The sequence below is a fragment of the Streptomyces sp. DT224 genome (genome assembly GCF_049844595.1).
Classification (GTDB): domain Bacteria; phylum Actinomycetota; class Actinomycetes; order Streptomycetales; family Streptomycetaceae; genus Streptomyces.
On the sequence record NZ_JBNCLI010000004.1, the window covers coordinates 210,952 to 228,083 of the forward strand.

At 73.5% G+C, this 17,132-nt stretch carries 16 protein-coding genes; 9 read left to right on the top strand and 7 right to left on the bottom strand.

The annotated features are described in order from the left end of the window. Positions 1-106: 106 nt before the first annotated feature. The 5 genes from ACLQ2N_RS11320 to ACLQ2N_RS11340 form a co-directional block, all read right to left on the bottom strand. Positions 107-1,159: a LysR family transcriptional regulator gene (locus ACLQ2N_RS11320; RefSeq protein WP_425811666.1), complete on the bottom strand. Its 1,053-nt coding sequence runs from the start codon at positions 1,157-1,159 to the stop codon at positions 107-109. A 69-nt stretch (positions 1,160-1,228) separates the two neighbouring features. Beyond that, positions 1,229-2,191, bottom strand: coding sequence for a LysR family transcriptional regulator (locus ACLQ2N_RS11325; protein ID WP_425811667.1), 963 nt, complete (start codon positions 2,189-2,191; stop codon positions 1,229-1,231). A 48-nt stretch (positions 2,192-2,239) separates the two neighbouring features. After that, positions 2,240-3,457, bottom strand: a complete 1,218-nt coding sequence (locus tag ACLQ2N_RS11330; RefSeq protein WP_425811668.1) for an acyl-CoA dehydrogenase family protein — start codon at positions 3,455-3,457, stop codon at positions 2,240-2,242. Next, the gene (locus ACLQ2N_RS11335; RefSeq protein ID WP_425811670.1) at positions 3,454-4,659 is read right to left on the bottom strand and encodes a CaiB/BaiF CoA transferase family protein; all 1,206 of its coding nucleotides are present in this window, start codon (positions 4,657-4,659) and stop codon (positions 3,454-3,456) included. Before ACLQ2N_RS11335 ends, ACLQ2N_RS11330 begins: the two co-directional genes overlap by 4 nt. Continuing rightward, the gene (locus ACLQ2N_RS11340; RefSeq protein ID WP_425811672.1) at positions 4,656-6,026 is read right to left on the bottom strand and encodes an MFS transporter; all 1,371 of its coding nucleotides are present in this window, start codon (positions 6,024-6,026) and stop codon (positions 4,656-4,658) included. Before ACLQ2N_RS11340 ends, ACLQ2N_RS11335 begins: the two co-directional genes overlap by 4 nt. 201 nt (positions 6,027-6,227) lie before the next feature. Between ACLQ2N_RS11340 and ACLQ2N_RS11345 the strand changes: the two genes are divergently transcribed. Further along, entirely contained in the window at positions 6,228-8,183 is a 1,956-nt protein-coding gene (locus tag ACLQ2N_RS11345; RefSeq protein WP_425811674.1) for an acyl-CoA dehydrogenase, read from the top strand. Here ACLQ2N_RS11345 and ACLQ2N_RS11350 read toward each other — a convergent pair. Further along, positions 8,180-9,007: a class I SAM-dependent methyltransferase gene (locus tag ACLQ2N_RS11350; protein WP_425811676.1), complete on the bottom strand. Its 828-nt coding sequence runs from the start codon at positions 9,005-9,007 to the stop codon at positions 8,180-8,182. The two genes, ACLQ2N_RS11345 and ACLQ2N_RS11350, sit on opposite strands and share 4 nt — an antisense overlap. A 71-nt stretch (positions 9,008-9,078) precedes the next feature. Between ACLQ2N_RS11350 and ACLQ2N_RS11355 the strand changes: the two genes are divergently transcribed. After that, the gene (locus tag ACLQ2N_RS11355) at positions 9,079-9,672 is read left to right on the top strand and encodes a TetR/AcrR family transcriptional regulator (protein WP_425811678.1); all 594 of its coding nucleotides are present in this window, start codon (positions 9,079-9,081) and stop codon (positions 9,670-9,672) included. A 114-nt stretch (positions 9,673-9,786) separates the two neighbouring features. Beyond that, positions 9,787-10,449, top strand: coding sequence for a lysophospholipid acyltransferase family protein (locus ACLQ2N_RS11360; protein WP_425811680.1), 663 nt, complete (start codon positions 9,787-9,789; stop codon positions 10,447-10,449). A gap of 9 nt (positions 10,450-10,458) precedes the next feature. On the opposite strand, the gene dhbC is transcribed toward ACLQ2N_RS11360, so the two are convergent. Continuing rightward, positions 10,459-11,655, bottom strand: coding sequence for an isochorismate synthase DhbC (gene dhbC, locus ACLQ2N_RS11365; protein ID WP_425811682.1), 1,197 nt, complete (start codon positions 11,653-11,655; stop codon positions 10,459-10,461). A gap of 480 nt (positions 11,656-12,135) precedes the next feature. On the opposite strand from dhbC, the gene ACLQ2N_RS11370 reads away from it, so the two are divergent. The 6 genes from ACLQ2N_RS11370 to ACLQ2N_RS11395 all read left to right on the top strand — a co-directional run bounded on the left by ACLQ2N_RS11370 (position 12,136) and on the right by ACLQ2N_RS11395 (position 17,132). Beyond that, the gene (locus ACLQ2N_RS11370; RefSeq protein ID WP_383300811.1) at positions 12,136-12,375 is read left to right on the top strand and encodes a phosphopantetheine-binding protein; all 240 of its coding nucleotides are present in this window, start codon (positions 12,136-12,138) and stop codon (positions 12,373-12,375) included. After that, positions 12,372-13,241, top strand: coding sequence for a siderophore-interacting protein (locus tag ACLQ2N_RS11375; protein ID WP_425811684.1), 870 nt, complete (start codon positions 12,372-12,374; stop codon positions 13,239-13,241). The genes ACLQ2N_RS11370 and ACLQ2N_RS11375 overlap by 4 nt, the downstream gene beginning before the upstream one ends. Before the next feature lie 96 nt (positions 13,242-13,337). Beyond that, on the top strand, positions 13,338-14,339 hold the full coding sequence (locus tag ACLQ2N_RS11380; protein WP_425811686.1) for an ABC transporter substrate-binding protein: 1,002 nt from the start codon (positions 13,338-13,340) through the stop codon (positions 14,337-14,339). After that, on the top strand, positions 14,336-15,358 hold the full coding sequence (locus tag ACLQ2N_RS11385; protein WP_425811688.1) for a FecCD family ABC transporter permease: 1,023 nt from the start codon (positions 14,336-14,338) through the stop codon (positions 15,356-15,358). The genes ACLQ2N_RS11380 and ACLQ2N_RS11385 overlap by 4 nt, the downstream gene beginning before the upstream one ends. A 62-nt stretch (positions 15,359-15,420) precedes the next feature. Beyond that, positions 15,421-16,350: a FecCD family ABC transporter permease gene (locus ACLQ2N_RS11390; protein WP_425812354.1), complete on the top strand. Its 930-nt coding sequence runs from the start codon at positions 15,421-15,423 to the stop codon at positions 16,348-16,350. Further along, the gene (locus ACLQ2N_RS11395) at positions 16,347-17,132 is read left to right on the top strand and encodes an ABC transporter ATP-binding protein (protein WP_425811690.1); all 786 of its coding nucleotides are present in this window, start codon (positions 16,347-16,349) and stop codon (positions 17,130-17,132) included. Before ACLQ2N_RS11390 ends, ACLQ2N_RS11395 begins: the two co-directional genes overlap by 4 nt.

A 17,132-nucleotide genomic window follows, 5' to 3' on the forward strand; every position in this document is an offset into this window, starting at 1 on the left:
GCTCTCAAGCCACGGCTCCGAGGCCGGACTTGATCTGCGTCATATGGAAGCGCCCGCCGACCGAGAGGGTCAAAGACGTGTTCGGAGCCGGACCGAGTGGTCCTGCCTATCGGTCTGCCGAGGATCCTGCGCTCGGCGGGGCGGTGCTCAGGTCGATCCCTACCGGGTACTCCTCCCGGAACCGTTCGCGCTGGCGCCGCTCCACCGCCGCCATGGTCGCCGCCGACGCCTCGATGAGGCTCGAACCGGCCGCCCGGCGGCGCTCCACCGCCCGCGACCAGGAAGCGAGCCGGTCCCGGGTGTGCTGGAGGAACGCGGCGGCCGCGGGGGAGAGCCGGCCCGGACGGTGGACGACGCCGACCGGCCAGGAGCGGTGCGGGGACAGGTCGCGGACGACCGCGCCGCGCTGGCGGGCCTCCAGGGCGACGCGCAGCGGCAGGATCGCCGCGCCGGCCCCGGACAGCACCATGGGGACGACCGCGCCGCGCTGCGGCACCTCGACGGCGACCGAGGGTTCGACGCCGTGGGCGCGCAGCATCGCCTCCACGAACTCCCGGCTGGCGGTGTCGCGTTCCCCCATGACGAGCGGGACGTCGCGCATCGCCGTGAGCGGCACCGCCGGCGGGAGTTCGTCCTCGCGGCCAGGGGGCAGCACGAGCACGAAGTGCTGCTCGACCAGGACCTCCTGGGCCAGCCCGTCGTGCGGCTTCGGCAGCACGGTGACCCCGAGTTCACAGGCACCGGACTTGACCAGGTCGATCACCTCGGCGTGCCGGTCCCGTTCCTCGACGCGCAGCCGTATCCGGGGCCGGCTCACGCGGAACTGGGCGACCCACACGGACAGCGGATCGGTCGACACGGCGGACAGCCCCGCGATGTCGATGCGCCCGCCCGCCAGCTCACCGACCTCCCGCACGGCCGCCCGCGCCTGGGCGACCTCGCGCAGCACCTGCCGGGCCGGCCCGACCAGCGCCTCCCCCGCGGCGGCGAGGACGAGACCGCGGCCCACTCGGTGGAAGAGCTCGGTACGCAACTCCTTCTCCAGGCGGCGCACCGACTGCGACAGGGAGGGCTGAGCGATCCGCAGGGCGGTCGCCGCGCGGTGCACTCCGCCGTGGTCGACGACGGCGAGGAAGTATTCGAGCTGCCTGAAGTCCACTGCGCGAGCCTTTCGACGGTGACGTCCGGGGAAGAGGAACAACCGTTGATCACATCCGCAGCGCAACGGCTACAGGGCCGTGTCCCGCGCCGCGACGACCGCGTCGACCAGGCCGAGCCCGGCCGACCGGTGCGCCTCGATCGCGGCGTACCAGTCGCGCAGCGCACCGCGTACGTCGGCCACGAACTGCTGGGCCGCCGGGGCGAGCGCGCCCGCCCGGTGGACCACACCGAAGGGCGACTCGATCAGCGGATCCGTCTCGATGACCTGGGCCCCAGCGTCCAGCGCCGCGGCGCACATGCGCAGCGGCAGGAACGCCTGGAAGCCCGAGCGCAGCACGAAGGCCAGCTGGGCACCGCGACTGGGCACCGTCGCGCCCGTGGTGGCCGTCGCTCCGTGTGCGGCCAGGGCCGCGTGCACGGCGTCCTCCTCGTTGCGGGTGACCTGCCGGCGGGCCAGCGGCAGGTCACCGAGCGAGGTGAGGGGCAGGCGGCCCGTGGGCGCCGGACGGCCGGGTGGACGGACCAGCAGCAGTCGCTGCACCCCCAGCTCCACGAAACCGAGGTCGGCGCGCAGCTCGTCCGGGGCGAGGGTGAAACCGAGCTCGGCCCGTCCGTCGGCGACCGCCGCGACCAGTTCGTGGCGCGAGCCGACCTCGCTGATGTCGAGGCTGACGGCCGGATAGCGGCGGGTGAACCCGCCCGACCAGGAAGCGACGGCCTCCGCCGACATGTCCGGGGTGCACATCACGGTGAGGACCCCGCCGTCGGCCTCGCGAGCGGCCCGCATCGCGTCCTGCACGGCGAGGACGTCGTCCATCACCCGCCGGACGAGCGGGACGAGCTGACGCCCCGCCGACGTCGGGACCAGCCGGCGCGCCGTGCGGTGGAACAGCTCCACCTTCAGCTCCCGTTCCAGGGCTCTCACCGAGGCCGACACGGTGGGCTGCGACAGGTAGAGGCGCTCGGCGGCGCGGCCGAGGCCGCCGCACTCCACCACTGCGAGGAAGTGTTCCAGCTGCCTCAGTTCCATCGGGTCTCCCGTGCCGTCCGTGCCCTCGCGGTCCGCGCACCTCGCGGGCTACGGCTGCGGGGGCGCTCCACGGGTGACACGGTACGTGTCGGGGAGCGTGCCGTCTCTTCCCACCTGCCGGTTCACCGCCCGGCCCAGGTTGCGCTCGTGCACCGGCGAGGACCCCTCGTAGATCCGCAGCGCCCGGACGTCACGCCACATACGGGGGACCGGATGGTCGCCGACGATGCCTTCGCCGCCGAGGAGCTGGACGCACCGGTCGGCGATCCGGCCTGCAGCCTCGGAGGCGAACAGCTTCGCCGCGGCGATGCGGTGGCGCGGAACCGTGCCGCCGTCGAAGGCGCGGGCCGCGTCCAGGGTGAGGGCCCGGGCCGCCTCCAGGTCGGCGTAGCAGCGGCCGAGGTCGCCCTGGACGGCACCGAGGTCGGCGAGCGGGGCCCCGAACTGCTCGCGCGAGCCGAGGTGGGCCGCGGTCTCCTCCAGCATGCGGGTGGCCTGGCCGACACAGGTGGCGGCCACATGGAGGCGGGCATGGTTGATGCCCCGGAGCGCGGCGGCGAAGCCGGTGCCGGTCCGCCCGCCCAGCAGGGCGTCGTCGCCGACCCGTACCCCGGCCAGATCGATCTCGGCGACGGGTGCCTCGGCGTGGCCGTTCATCCGGGACGGCAGCCGGGTCGTCACGCCTTCGGCGCGGCGCGGAACGAAGAACGCCGAGACGCCGGCGGCCCCTTCCGAAGGGGAGCCGGTGCGGGCGAACACGATCAGCTCGTCCGCCCAGTGCGCGTTCGTGATGTACCGCTTGTGCCCTTCGATGGTCCAGCCGTCACCGGTGCGGCGCGCCGTGGTGGTCAGCGAAGCGGCGTCGGACCCGGCGCCCGGCTCGGTCAGCGCGAACGCGGTGATGTGCTCACCGGCGGCCATCCGCGGCAGCCGGGAGGTTCGCTGCGCCTCGGTGCCGTGGTCGAGTATCGCCTGCGAGCACAGGCCGATCACGGTGGAGAACCGCGAACGGTAGACGCAGGACGCGCGCGTGAACTCCAGGGTGAGCAGCACCTGCTGGGTCATCGACCATGCGAGGCCGCCCAGGTCGCGCGGGACGGAGATGGCGAACAGCCCGTTGCGGGCCAGCGCGTCGAGCGCCTGGCCGGGCACCTCGCCCGCCTCCACCATCTCCCGTTCGGCGGGGATGAGGACGTCGTCGGTGAGGGCGGCGACCCGCTTCAGGTAGGCGTCGAAGTCGAGGCCGTGGACCTCCGGATCGATCATGATGATGCGGTCTCCTCGCGGTGTGCGTGCGGGACGGCGACGGTGCCGTCCGCGATGAGGGGTGCGATGTCGGTGGCGCTACGGCCCAGCTCGGCGAGCACCGCGTGGCTGTGCTCGCCGACCTCGGGCGCGGCCGGGGTGTGCGCGGGGCGCCGGCCGTCCAGCGAGAACGGGGTCGTGGGCGCCGTGCCGGCGTCCCCGCACCGGGCGACCAGACCGGACGCCAGCACGTCGGGGTCTTCGACGACCTCGTCGAAGCGTCGTACGGCGCCGCACACGATGCCTGCGGCGCGCAGCCGCTCCAGCGCCTCGGCCCGGTCCAGCCGCCCGAGAGCCGACCGGAGCACGGCGAGCAGGTCCTCGCGGTGCGCGACCCGGTCCGCGTTGGACGCGAAGCGGGAGTCGTCGGCGAGGCCGGGGCGCCCGATGACCCGGCACAGGGCGGCGAACTTCTCCGGGGTGTACGCCGACACGACGATCGCCCCGCCGTCCCGGGTGCGGACCAGGTCGGCTGCGGGCGCGGCGAGGGCCTGTCCGTTGCCGCGCCGCCGCGGTGGGCTTCCGGTCAGCTCGTACTCGGCCCAGGTCGCGGCTTGTGCGTGCACCACGGCCTCCATGAGCGAGGTCTCGACCACCCCGCCCCGGCCGGTGACTCCACGACGTACGAGCGCGGCGAGCACCCCGGAGGTGAGGGCCTGGGCGGCGAGCACGTCGGCGACGGTGAACCCGACCCGCTGCGGATCTCCGTCGGCCGCACCGGTGAGGTCCATGACGGCGAACTCGGCCTGGGCCGCGATGTCCAGACCGACTCGGTACGCCGACGGGCCCCGGGTGCCGAATCCGGTGACGAAGCCGTAGACGAGGCGGGGGTGCCGGTCGAGGAGGGCGCGGGCGTCGAGTCCGAGACGCTCGCTGACGCCATGGCGGAAGTTGTGCAGGACGACATCGGCGGTCGCGACGAGGTCGGCGACGATCTCGCGCCCGGCCGGGGCGCGCAGGTCGACGGCCAGGCTCCGCTTGCCGCGGTTGTTGGCGCGGACCATCGCCTCGCCGAAGCGGCCGATGCGGCGCGCCTGGTCGCCCGCGGGCGGTTCGACCTTGATGACGTCGGCGCCCAGGTCGGCGAGGTTCTGTCCGGCTCCGGGGGCGGCGATGTACTGCCCGAAGTCGATGACGCGCAGTCCGCTCAGTGGCTCGTTCACCGGGCGGCCTCCGCCGCGGCGGTCCGGCGGCGCGCGGTCTCGGCGAGCAGCGCCGCCCGCGAGCGCGCCGGGTCCAGCAGCAGCCCGCCGGCGACCGCGAAGACGCAGATGGTGATGCCGACGACCAGGAACCCGTGCGCGTACCCCTGGGCGGCGGTGTCGGCCCTGTCCACGATGACCCCGAGCAGCCAGGGCGCGGCGATTCCGGCGACGCTGTAGGCGGCGATGATGCAGCCGAAGAATCCGGGCCGGTGCCTGCGCGGCAGGAAGTCGGCGGCACCGGCGAACGCGACGGAGAACGCCACACTGTTGATCGAGAACGCGGCGACGACCAGCGTCAGCTGCAGGCCGCCGGGCGGCACCTGGGTGAAGGCGATCATGGCGAGACCCGCGAAGCACAGGCATCCCGTGGTGAGCAGCCCGCGTGCGGCCCGGGCCGAGTGTCCGGCCCGCAGCATCCGCCCCGACACGAGGCCCGCCCCCAGCAGCACGAGGATCGCGAGTCCGTACGGCAGGGTGGCGAGGAGGCCCACGGTCTCGCGGGAGTACCCCATGCCGTCGTGCAGGAACGACGGCATCCAGGACACCTTCAGCGAGGAGATCAGATACCCGGCGAAGGACAGCAGTGCCAGGCCCCAGAAGCTGCCGGTGCGCATCAGCGAGGTGAGGGGGACGTCGATGTCGGCGTGGGGATCCGGCTCCTCTTCGGCGCGCCGGGCTGCCGAGGCACCCGCCCGCATGCCGGGATCGCGCCGGGTCACGAGCAGCCAGACCACCACCCACACCGCTCCCACCGCGGTCAGCACGGCGAACGCCGTGTGCCAGGTCCAGGTCACCAGCACCCAGGTGAGGACGGGCGTGGCGACCAACGGGCCCACCGAGGAGCCGGCGTTCACCACGGCCCCGGCGAAGGCGCGCTGTTCGGCGGGAAAACGGTCGGCGACGACCGACTGGCACAGCGCGTGCGCGGGCCCCTCGAAGAAGCCGAGCACCATGCGGGAGGCGATCACCACGGTCACCGTGGTGGGCACCGTGAGCGGAACCATGCTGGCCGCCCAGGCGAGCATCAGCCCGGCCGCCGACCAGCGCCACCCGATGCGCCGGAAGCCCAGCGTGAGGACCACCGCCCCGGCGGCGAACAGCCAGAAGAACGCGCTCGACATCAGTCCGTACTGGCTCGCGGTGAGCCCGAGGTCCCGTTCCAGGTCGGGGGCGGCGAGGCCGATGGCGGCCTTGTCGGCGAAGTTCAGGGTGAAGAAGGCGAGGAGCAGCCCGATGACCCACCAGTCGGCCGGGGTGACCCCTCGGCCCGTCCCCGGTTGTGTCCGGGCTGCGTCCCTCGCCTGCGGCACTGCCTGCGCGGTCACGTCCACCTCCACGATCGGGCGCCACCGGTGCGGGCGACGCACTCGCCAGGGAATCGGAGGCGCTCCGCGCGAACAAGCGCGGTCTGCCTGAGGGACCCTTCGGCTATTCCGAAGGGTCGCGTGCGAACGGTCCGGGCACGGGCGCCGGCCGCGCGCCCCGGCCGGCCGCTTGACCGTCCCGGGGCGGGGTAGCGAAGCTGCATGGTCACTGAGAACACGCCCGCCGCCCGTTACGTACAGCCCGAGGTCGACGTACCGGGGCTGACCCGGGTGCTCGACGGGGATTACGCCGGTATCCGCGATCTCGTCCGGAGCAACCTGGTGGCGTACGCCTCCGTGCTGGAGGAGGCCGAGGAGCTCGGTCTCGACGCGTATCGCGAGCGGGTGCGGGAGATCGTGGTGGAGATGGCCGCCACCGGGCAGACCGGAATGGGGTTTCCGCAGGAGTACGGCGGGGGCGGTGACGTCGGGGCGTCCATCGCGGCGTTCGAGACGCTCGCCTTCGGGGATCTGTCCGTGCTGGTGAAGGTGGGGGTGCAGTTCGGGCTCTTCGGCGGGGCGATTCTGCAGCTCGGCACCGAGCGTCACCACCGGGCCCATCTGCCGGACCTGATCACCGGGCGCCTGATGGGGTGCTTCGCGATGACCGAGACCGGGCACGGCTCCGACGTGCAGTCGCTCGGCACGGTGGCGCGGTACGACCCCGGCTCCCAGGAGTTCGTCCTGACCACCCCGGACGACGAGGCGTGCAAGGACTACATCGGCAACGCCGCCCGCCACGCGGAACTCGCCGTCGTCTTCGCCCAGTTGGAAGTCGGCGGGAAGGCCGAGGGCGTGCACGCCTTCGTCGTGCGGATCCGGGACGGGGGCGAGGTCGTGCCCGGCGTCCGGATCGAGGACGACGGCCGCAAGATGGGCCTCAACGGCGTCGACAACGGCCGCATCCGGTTCGACGGGGTGCGCGTGGAGCGCGAGGCGCTGCTCAACCGGTTCGCCGACGTCACCCCCGAGGGCGTCTACGAGAGCCCGATCGACAACCCCGGGCGGCGGTTCTTCACCATGCTCGGCACTCTTGTGCAGGGCCGGGTCAGCGTCGCCGGCGCCGGGGTCGGCGCGGCCAAGGTGGCCCTCGCGATCGCCACCAAGTACGCCGTGCGGAGGCGGCAGTTCGCGGCAGCCCCGGACACGGACGAGCGGCTGCTCCTCGACTACGGACTGCACCAGCGCCGCCTGCTGCCGCTCCTCGCCCGTACGTACGCACTGCACTTCGCCCAGGACGCCGTGCGCACCCAGTTGCACGACGTCTTCTCCGGCATCCGGGACGACGCGCGGGCCCGGCGCCTCCTGGAGTCCAGGGCCGCCGGCACCAAGGCGCTCGCCACCTGGCACGCCACCCGGGTCGTCCAGGAGTGCCGCGAGGCGTGCGGCGGCGCCGGCTACCTCAGCGTCAACCGGTTCGCCGCGCTCAAGGCCGACAGCGACATCTTCACCACGTTCGAGGGCGACAACCACGTCCTGCTCCAGCTGGTGGCCAAGGGCCTGCTCACCCATTACGCGAGTGAGTTCGAGGACCTGGACCAGCTCGGCACGGTCCGCCACGTCGCCGGGCTCGCCGTGGAGACGGTCCTGGAGAAGACGTCGGCCCACAAGCTGCTCGAACGGGTGCGGGACCTGCTGCCGGGCGGCGACGAGTGGGACCGCGAGGCCGGGCTGCTCGACCCGGAGTACCAGCTCGCCATGGTCCGCTTCCGCGAGGAGCACATGCTCGCCGGGGTGGCCCGCAGGCTCAAGCGCGGCATCGACGAGCACGAGGACCCCGGCGCCGTCTTCTCCCGGGTCCAGGACCACGTGATCGCCGTCGCCCGCGCACACGTCGAACGGCTCGTCCTGGAGGCGTTCACGGACCGGGTGCGCTCCCTGCCCGAGGACGGGAACAAGGAGGCGTTGCGCCTGCTGTGCGACCTGTTCGCCCTCTCGGCCATCGAGGCGGACCGGGCCTGGTTCATGGAGCACGGCCGGCTGACCGTCCAGCGCTCCAAGGCGATCAGCCGCGAGGTGAACGAGCTCTGCCGCAAGGTCCGTCCGCTCGCGGTCGACCTCGTGGACGCCTGGGGCGTCCCGGACGAGATGCTGCGCGCGCCCGACCTGGTGGGCTAGGTGCTCTCGGCGCGGACGGCCGTCGTCGCCAGGGTGACGTACCGCATGGTGAAACGGCCGCCCAGCGCGTCGATGGCATCGCCCACCGCCGTCAGGATCTCCGTCAGCTGGTCGGGGCGGAGCCGGGTGAGGCCGCCGGTGGTCGGGAGCAGGTCCAGCCACTGGTCCCGGGTGTAGGGGCGTTCCCAGTCGAACTGCCACTGCTCCGGTGCGTGGAAGTGCCCGGTCGCGCGGATCTGCTCGGCGGTCTTCGCGTACCCGGCCCGGTACGCCTCCAGCGGGCGCCGGGCCGGACGGCCGCTGAACGGCGAGTCCGGGGCCACCCGGCGGAAGGCCGCCGCGAACGGCTCCGCCACCTCGGCGGGCGGCTCGAAGACGTGCCCGAAGACCGCGAGGCGCCCGCCCGGCCGCAGCACCCGGGCCGCCTTCCCGGCGCCCACCGCCGGGTCCACCCAGTGCCACGACTGGGCGGCAGTCACCGCGTCGAACGTCCGGCCCGCCGGGTCCCACGCCTCGAAGGTCGCCACCTCGACGCGGACGCCGTGCGCGCGGGCCAGGTCCGCCATCCGGGCATCCGGTTCGACACCGAGCACCGTGCAGCCGGCCGCCCGGAACTGGCGGGCCGCGATGCCGGTTCCGCAGCCGACGTCGAGCACGCCGGGCCCCGGGCTTCCGGCGACGACACGGGCCACCAGGTCATCGGGGTAGGAGGGGCGGGCCTCGTCGTAGCGCCGTGCGTCGGTGCCGAAGGACTGGGCGGTCCGGCGGGCGTGATGGGGCTGCGGCTGCTCCGCGCCGGGCTGCTCCCGCGGTAGAGTGGGCATGGGCCCACTTTAGTGGGCAAGTGCCCACATGCCAAGGCGTGGCAGGGCGTGGACGACATGAGGAGTGGTACGTGCCGACCGGAGTGCACCTTCGCGACGCCCGGCAGCAGCTGTTCGACGCCGCCGAGCGCGTCCTGCTGCGGGACGGGCCGAACGCTCTGACCAGCAGGGCCGTCACCGACGAGGCGGGCTGCGCCAAGGGTGTCCTGCACCGGCACTTCGCCGACTTCGACGCCTTCCTCGCCGAGCTCGTGCTCGACCGGGCCGCGGAGCTCGACGCGCGGGCGCGGACGCTGAGCGAGAGCGCCGGCGCCGGCACCGTGGCGGGCAATCTCACCGACGCGCTGTCCGCCTTCTTCGGGCCGGTGCCGGTCGCGATCATTCCTCTCATCACCTTCCGGGACGAGCTGCGCGCGCGCCTCAGGCGGGCGACCCCCGGGGGCGGCATCGCGATCCTCGCCCAGATCACGACTGCCGTCTCCGGCTACCTGGCGGCGGAGCGCGCGCGGGGCCGGGTGTCGGCCGACGCGGACATCGACTCCCTCACCCTCACCCTCGTCGGGGGCGGGCACCTGCTGTTCGCGGACCGTGATCCCGGGCCGCCGGACGCGGCAGCGGTCGGCAAGCTGGTGACCACGGCGATCGCGGACGCCGTCCGGCGGTGACGTGCGGGCGGCGGAGCCGTCCGGATACCCGCGGGGGATGAGTAGCACCGCTCAGCCGGGCGGCCGTTCAGGGCGGAACGATGGAACTCCCCCCGAGCGAACCGGAGATACCCCATGCTTAGCCGTCTATCCGGTCAACTGGTGCCCGTCTTCGGGCGGTTGACGCTGACCACCGACGCGGACGCCGTTCTGCCCCCGGCCGGTATCATCGCCGCCAACCACACCTCGCTCGCGGACCCCGCGATCGTCCTGGCGGCCCTGCGCCTCCTCGGTGCCCGGCCCGTCGTGATGGCGGCCGCCGGGCTCTGGCGCGTCCCCGTGCTCGGCCGCGCCCTGGCGCGTGAGGGACACATCCCCGTCCACCGCGGCGACCCCCGCGCCGGCCGGGCCGTCGTCCTCGCGCAGGAGGCGCTGGAACGGGGCCGGCACATCCTCATCTACGCGGAGGGCGGCCTGCCCGACCGCGGGGACGCCGCCGAAGCGGCACCGGGTGCCTTCCACCGCGGCCTCGCCCGGCTCGCGCACCGCACCGGCGCGCCGGTCATCCCGCTGGGTCAGGCCGGGGCCCGCCGGGTCACCTCGGGCCCGGCCGCCAAGCAGCTCGCGGGCCTGGCCACCGCCCCGCTGCGCCGTCCCCGTCTGCACGTCCACGTCGGGCCGCCGCTGCGACTCGACGGCGACGGTCCGGCGGCCACCGCACAGGCCCGCCTCGCTGTCACCGCCGCCTGGCGGACGGCGGCCGCCCGGCTGGGAGAGCCCGCCGCCCTCACTGCGTGACCCGGCGGTTCAGAGCTCGGCGCCCACCGCGCTCAGGAACGTGCGGAACTTCGCGGCCGTCTCGGCGGTCTCGGCCTCCGGTTCGGACGCGGCGACGACGCCCGCGCCGGCGTAGAGGCGCAGCGTGCGCTCCTCCGCCTCCGCGCAGCGGATGGTGACGACCCATTCCCCGTCGCCGCGCGCGTCGCCCCAGCCGACCACGCCCGTGAAGAAGCCCCGGTCGAACGGCTCGGTCTCGGTCAGTACCCGCCGGGCCGTCGCCGTCGGCGTGCCGCACACGGCCGGGGTGGGGTGCAGGGCGCGGGCCAGCGTGAGCGCGGAGGTGTCCGGGTCGTTCAGCGTGCCCGTGACCGTGGTGGACAGGTGCCACATGGCCGCGGTGCGGATCAGTGTCGGCCGCGGCGGCACGGTCGTCCCCGAACAGTGCGGGGCGAGCGCCTGGTGCACGGCGTCCACGACGACGGCGTGCTCGTGGAGGTCCTTCGCGGACTCCAGGAGCGCGGCGGCGCGGCGGACGTCCTCGGCGAGGTCGTCGCTGCGCGGGGCGGAGCCCGCCAGCGGGTTGGCGACCACCCGGCGGCCCCGGCGGGAGACGAGGAGTTCGGGGCTGGCGCCGATCAGGGTGCGGCCGGGGCCGGTGGGGAGCGCGAAGGTGTAACCGGAAGGGTCGCGGCGGGCCAGGCGCTGGAGCATGGCGGGCACGTCCAGCGGTGCGGGCGAGGTGAGCTCCAGAGTGCGGGCGAGGACGACCTTGCTGAACTCGCCGCGCCACATCCGCTCCACGGCCGCGGCCACGCCCTTCGCGTAGACCTCCGGCTCCGGGACCGGCCGGATCCGCCAGCCGGGGGAGTCCGTCCCCGGCGAGGGCAGGGCGATGAGGGGGTCGCAGGTGAGCGGCGGTCCGGTGCGCAGCGCGGTGGGCACGCTCAGGGCGGCCGGTTCCGTGTGGTCGAACGGGATCGCCCCCATGACCACCGGCGATCGCTGTCCGGCGTCGGTGGCCTCCGCCAGGGTGTCCGCCACGCGCCGGTCCACCGGCTGTGCGCCGTGCGGCACTTGGAGCGCCGCACCCCGGGCCAGCAGGGTGCGTCCGGGGGTGGCGAGGAAGCGGTCGCCGGGCGCGTAGGCGTCCAGGAGAGAGGTGGCCGCCCCGGTGGCCGGATGGGCCGTGGGTACGGGCGCGGCGACTCGGGATGCCGTCGACACGGGGACTCCGTTCTCGATGCCCCGTGGGCGGGGCCAGGGATGAGGATGCGCTGAGGAGCTGCGCCGGTTCGGCGCGGCGGCACGCCTGCGGCGGGTCTTCACCCGCAGCAGCACCTACGGTAGGTTAGGTGAGGGTAACCTAAGTTGCCCCGTTCGCGCAGGAGGGTGGTGGGGTTCGAGCTATGGGCCTCGCGGCCGAACTGCGCCTCGCAACGGCCTGGTTGGCGGGCTGGGTGCCCGTGTCGCACATGTCGATGTTAGGTTAGCCTTGCCTCGGCCCGAGGGGGGCTGTGGCCGATTCCGTAACCCTTCACCGCGTGCGCCGCGCCCCGTCGGCGGGCCGGGCCGCGCCCCCGCGTGCGCTGTGGACGTCGGGGCCCCCGGCGGCTGTTCGCGCGCACACCGTCGCGCCGGGCCCCGTAAGCACCGTCACGCCCGCTCCGACCCGCCGTCGGCGCCCACCCACCGAGGAGTACTTGGATGAGTCAGACCTTGTCGCCCGACCGTGTCAGGGCCGACATCGCCGAACTGCTGGGCTGCGAGCCCGGCGAGATCGCGCCCGACGAGAACCTGGTCGACCTCGGTCTCGACTCGATGCGGATCATGGTCCTGGTGGAGCGCTGGCGCGCGGCGGGGGCGACCGCGCTGGAGTTCCCCGACCTCTTCGAGCTGCCCGAACTCGGCCACTGGCAGGCGCTGCTGGCGGGTGAGGCCGCATGAGCCGCACCGACCACCGCGACCGCCACCTGGACCGGATCGCCGAGGTGCGCGCCGGGCTGCACGCCGAGAAGGTCGGCTATCCGATCGGCATCCGGGAGGCCGAGGTCGTGCGCACGGCCCCCGTCGGCGCGGGCTTGCTGCGGGTGACGCTGGGCGGCCCCGGCACCGAGGGGTTCGAGGCCCACGCGCCGGACGAGCACGTGAAACTGATCTTCCGGGAGCCGGACGGCACCCTGCGGCTGCCCGAGCGGAACGGGGCGATGCTGCGCTGGCCCAGGCCGCTGCCCACCTCACGCGAGTACACCGTGCGCCGCTACGACTCCCTCACGGGCGAGCTCGACATCGACATCGCGGTGCACGAGGGCGGACTCGCCTCCGACTGGGCCGGCAAGGCGCAGCCCGGCGACACCGTCCACGTCGCCGGACCGCCCGGCGGGCTGATCGTTCCGCACAGCTACGACCGCTATCTGCTCGTCGGGGACCTCACCGCTCTGCCCGCCGTCGCGCGATGGCTGGAGGAGCTGCCGAGGACCGCCAAGGGCTGGGCGTTCATCGAAGTCGCGGACGCCGGCGAGGAGATCGGGCTCTCCGCGCCCGAGGGCGTAGAGGTCCACTGGCTGCACCGCGACGGCGCGCCCGCCGGCTCCGGTGACGCGCTGGCCCGGGCCGCGATGTCCGTCAGTGTGCCCGAGGGGGAGCGGGCGTACGTCTGGGTGGCCGGCGAGGCCGGGCAGATCAAGCCCCTGCGCCGCTGGGCCCGGGACGAACTCCGGCTGGACAAGGCCGACTACGACATCACCGGCTACTGGAAGCGGGGCGTCGCGGACTTCGACGAGGACGACCACGACCACGGTCACGCGCACTGATCCACCGCGGGACCGGATGGCGCGCGACCTGTGGGTTGTCGGCCCGAAAGGCCATCAAGTAAGGTGAGCCTCACCTAAGTAGCAAGGAGCTTCGGAATGTCCATACGCAGATCGTCCGGCCTGGTCGGCGCCGTCGCGCTGGCCCTCGTACTGGCCGGATGCGGGTCGTCCTCGGACGGCGGGTCGGATTCCGCCTCGGAGAAGACGAAGACCCGGGTGTTCACCGCGGACAACGGCAAGATCACGATCCCGGCGAACCCGAAGCGTGTGGTGGCCACCGGCTATGCCGTGCCCGCGCTGATCGAGGCCGACGCGCCGCTGGTCGGCATCTCGTCGTGGAAGCGCGGCGAGCCGATGATGAACAAGGAGGACCTCGCCACCTACAAGAAGCTCACCAAGGTGGCGGGCGAGCAGGCGGCCGAGACCAACTACGAGGCCATCGCCGAGGCCGAGCCCGACCTGATCGTCATCGGTGTCCCGGCGCCCGTGCTCGGCGACATCGACATGAAGCGGCTGAAGTCCATCGCCCCCGTCGTGGCGATCGGCCCGAGCCTCCCGTCCGCCTGGCGCGACCTCTCCCGCAAGCAGGCCGACGCGGCCGGCGCGCTGGAGCAGTTCGACGCCCAGAAGAAGGCGTACGACACCAAGGCCGCCGAACTGGCCGCCAAGTACAAGGATGTCCTGCCGAAGCTGAAGCTCGGCCACGTCGGCGCGTACGGTGACGCCGCCAAGGGCACCTTCCAGCGCGAGTTCAACGGCTCCTGGGGCACCAACATCGCCGAGGACCTGGGCGCCGCCTACTACGGCAAGGTCAAGAAGCCCGGACCGGGCTCCCAGGCCGTCAGCGAGTACCCCTCCATCGAGGAACTGCCCGACGCCTTCCGCGAGGCCGACGCGCTGACCTACTCCGTCAGCGCCGACGGCAGCGTCCCGCCGTCCGTCACGTACGTCCTGGACTCCAAGCTCTGGAAGAACCTGCCCGCCGTCAAGGCCGGCAAGGTCTACCCGTTCCGCTACACCGAGGCCGCCACCTACGGCGAGGCCCTGATGACCCTGGACGCGATCGACCAGTCGCTCGCTCCGCTGCTGAAGCGGTGACCGTCGCGGGCCGCGCGTCCGAGGCCGCGGGGAGCCGGCGGGCCGTCTCACAGACCGCCCTGCTCATCGGCGGACTGATCCTGCTGGCCGCTCTCGCCGTCCTTAGCATGGGCGTCGGGGCCCGCCACATCGCCCCCGGCGACGTCGTGCGCGCACTGTTCGACTACCGGGGCACCGACGACCACGTCATCGTGCGGGACGTGCGGGCGCCGCGCGCGGTGCTCGCCGGCGCCGTCGGCGCCGCGCTCGCCGTCTCCGGCGCGCTCATCCAGACACTCGCCCGCAACCCGCTCGCCGAGCCCGGCATCCTCGGGGTCACCGCGGGCGCCGGGTTCGCGGTCACCATCGGGTCCGCGCTCGGCCTGGCCGCCGGCCAGGCCGGACAGCTCGGCTTCGCCGTCATCGGATCGGCGGTCGCGGCGGTGCTTGTCGCCGCGGTCGGCCGCCGCTCACCGCTGCGCCTGGTGCTCACCGGGGTGGCGCTGACCGCGGTGCTGAGCGGCGTCTCCCTCGGTCTGCGGCTGATGCTCCCCGACACCTTCGACGTGTACCGCTTCTGGTCCGTCGGCACCCTGGCCGGACGCGAACAGGCGCCGCTCGCCTGGCCGTTGACCGCCATCGTGGTCTCCCTCGCCGGTGCGCTGCTGCTGAGCAGGGCCCTCAACGCCCTCACGCTCGGCGAGAACGTGGCGCACACCCTCGGCGCCCATGTCGGCCGGGTCCGAATCGTCACCCTCGTCCTCATCACCGTCCTCAGCGGGGCGGCGACGGCGGTGGCGGGACCCATCCTCTTCGTCGGGCTGATCGTGCCGCACCTCGCGCGCCGGCCGGCCTCCGGCTCCGTACCCTGGCTGATCGGCTACACGATGGTGCTCGGCCCGGTCCTGCTGCTCGCGGCCGACATGGCCTCGCGCGTCCTGCTCCCGACCGGCGAGGTGCCGGTGGCCATCGTGACCGCGTTCCTCGGCGGCCCCATGCTGATCTGGGCGGTCCGCCGCTACGGGGCGGGGTCGCTGTGAACATACGCGGACTGCGCGCCGAACGCCGCACGGTGGTACTCGTCGCGGTGCTCGTCGCCCTGATGCTGGGCCTCGGCCTCCTCGGGCTGTGCTACGGGGCGTCATGGTCGTCGCCCTCCCGGGTGTTCGCCGTCCTCACCGGCTCGGAGCACTCCGTGGTGATCCGGGACTGGCGGCTGCCGCGCGTCCTGGCCGGCATCGTCTTCGGCCTGGCCCTCGGTGTCGCGGGCGCCCTCTTCCAGAACCTCACCCGCAACCCCATGGGCAGCCCCGACGTCATCGGGCTCGACGCCGGCGCCTACACCGGCGCCCTCGTCGCCATCACCGTCCTGTCCGGCACCTCCGCCCAGCTGGCCGTCGGCTCCGTCATCGGCGGGCTGGCCGTCGCCGCCGCCATCTACCTGCTCTCGCTCGAACACGGCTTCTCCGGACTCCGGCTGGTGGTCATCGGCATCGCCGTCAACGCGATGGTGACCGCGGTCAACTCGTGGATCGTGCTGCGCGCCGAGCTGGAGGTGGCGATCGCCGCCGTCGGCTGGAGCGCCGGCTCCCTCAACGGGGTCGGCTGGGAGGACCTGGGCATCCCGTTCGCCGTCATCGCGGTGCTGCTGCTCCTGATGACCACCCGGGCCCACGCCATGCACCAGGCGGCGCTCGGCGACCCGGTCGCCGTGACCACCGGCGTCGGACTCGACCGGCTGCGGCTGCTGATGGTCCTGGTCGGCGTCGGCTGCACCGCCACGGTGACCGCCGTGGCGGGGCCCATCGCGTTCATCGCGCTGGCCGCGCCGCAGATCGGCCGCCGGCTCGCGGGCGCCGCCGGCATCCCGCTGCTCCCGGCCGCGCTGACCGGGGCGGTCCTGCTCCAGGGCGCGGACCTGGTGGCGCAGATGCTGCTCGCCCCGGTCGCGCTGCCGGTGGGCGTCGTGAGCACCGCGATCGGCGGTTGCTATCTGATCTGGCTGCTGACCAAGGAGGTGAGGCGCGCGTGACCGCACGCCTGACGGCGCGGGAGATCACCCTGCGCTACGGAGACCGCGTCGTGTCCACACGGCTCACCCTCGACGTGCCCGACGGTGCGTTCACCGCCATCGTCGGCCCCAACGCCTGCGGGAAGTCAACCCTGTTGAGCGCGCTCGTCCGGCTGCTCAAACCGCACTCCGGACAGGTGGAGTTCGACGGCCGCGAGGTCGGCGCGTTCGGGACCAAGGCGCTGGCCAAGCAGCTCGGCTTCCTCCCGCAGGACCCCACGGCGCCGGAGGACATCAAGGTCCGCCAGCTCGTGGCCCGGGGCCGCTTCCCGCACCAGTCGATGCTGGCCCTGTGGTCGGACGGCGACCAGGCGGCCGTCGACGGGGCGATGACCGCCGCAGGCGTCGCGGACCTGGCGGAGCGGCCCGTACAGGAACTCTCCGGCGGGCAGCGGCAACGCGTCTGGATGGCGATGGTGCTCGCCCAGCAGACGCCCTACATGCTGCTGGACGAACCCACCTCGTTCCTCGACATCACCCACCAGTATCAACTGCTCGGCCTGCTCGCCAAGCTGCGCAACGAGGGCCGCACCGTCGTCGCGGTCCTGCACGACATCAACCAGGCGTGCCGGTTCGCCGACCACCTGGTGGCCATGAAGGCCGGCGAGGTGGTCGCCGAGGGCGACCCCGCGGACATCGTGGACGCCACGCTGATCAAGGACGTCTTCGACCTGCCCAGCGTCGTCGTCCCGGACCCCGTGACCGGCACTCCGATGGTCGTCCCCACCCTGCAAGGAGAGTAA

Excerpts from the sequence above, each read along its gene's own strand:
- ACLQ2N_RS11375 (WP_425811684.1), top strand. The coding sequence starts at position 12,372 with ATGAGCCGCACCGACCACCGCGACCGCCACCTGGACCGGATCGCCGAG.
- ACLQ2N_RS11345 (WP_425811674.1), top strand. The coding sequence starts at position 6,228 with ATGGTCACTGAGAACACGCCCGCCGCCCGTTACGTACAGCCCGAGGTC.
- ACLQ2N_RS11390 (WP_425812354.1), top strand. The coding sequence starts at position 15,421 with ATGCTGGGCCTCGGCCTCCTCGGGCTGTGCTACGGGGCGTCATGGTCG.
- ACLQ2N_RS11370 (WP_383300811.1), top strand. The coding sequence starts at position 12,136 with ATGAGTCAGACCTTGTCGCCCGACCGTGTCAGGGCCGACATCGCCGAA.
- ACLQ2N_RS11380 (WP_425811686.1), top strand. The coding sequence starts at position 13,338 with ATGTCCATACGCAGATCGTCCGGCCTGGTCGGCGCCGTCGCGCTGGCC.
- ACLQ2N_RS11360 (WP_425811680.1), top strand. The coding sequence starts at position 9,787 with ATGCTTAGCCGTCTATCCGGTCAACTGGTGCCCGTCTTCGGGCGGTTG.
- ACLQ2N_RS11325 (WP_425811667.1), bottom strand. The coding sequence starts at position 2,191 with ATGGAACTGAGGCAGCTGGAACACTTCCTCGCAGTGGTGGAGTGCGGC.
- ACLQ2N_RS11330 (WP_425811668.1), bottom strand. The coding sequence starts at position 3,457 with ATGATCGATCCGGAGGTCCACGGCCTCGACTTCGACGCCTACCTGAAG.
- ACLQ2N_RS11350 (WP_425811676.1), bottom strand. The coding sequence starts at position 9,007 with ATGCCCACTCTACCGCGGGAGCAGCCCGGCGCGGAGCAGCCGCAGCCC.